The 610-nt window shown below is 38.7% G+C and carries 1 pseudogene; it reads right to left on the reverse strand.

What is annotated here, in order from left to right:
- Positions 1-610: pseudogene (locus QSJ47_RS08120) on the reverse strand (hypothetical protein); the annotation flags it as partial.

Consider the following 610-nt stretch of genomic DNA (forward strand, 5'->3'; position numbering starts at 1 on the left):
TTGGCTATATTTCTCTATCCACTTCTGCAACTCTTGCATACTCTCAAACACATACACAAAATAATCAGGAGCATCACATTTGGGCACAGATTTTTTAAAGTAGTCTATGTAGATTTTTTCTTGGTAAAGCTTGGCGTTTTCTAAATCTTTTGGGCTAGGCTCAATGAGTTTAAATAAGGCTCCCACTCTTTTAGTGTTAGGGCTTTTGATGTAAGTGATTAATTGTGCGGTGTTGAAAGTGTGGGTTGTGCCTTTTTTGCCTTTGCCTTTTGGTGTGATTGCACCTATGGTGTGTGGGGGTTTAGCATTATTGCCAAAGTTTTCTAAAAAGTCTTGTGGGTTTGAAAACACATGTGTAAAGTATTCTTGTCCATCTTTTTTAAATTTTTCAATGTAGGTTTTATGTTCTTGTGCTCTGTAAAAGTCTTTCTCCGTGCCACCAATAATCTCAAATAGGGCAATCACTTCTGTATTAGTCTTGGACAAAATGGTATCCACTAACTTGACTTCTGTAAAGTTGTGCTGTGGTGTCTTGTTCTCAAAAAATGGAGCGAGCATGCCATGGGCACTTTGGATTTGGGCTTTTTGTGTGGCATTGATGGTGGGGGGT

The sequence above is a fragment of the Helicobacter sp. NHP22-001 genome, assembly GCF_030270165.1.
Classification (GTDB): domain Bacteria; phylum Campylobacterota; class Campylobacteria; order Campylobacterales; family Helicobacteraceae; genus Helicobacter; species Helicobacter gastrofelis.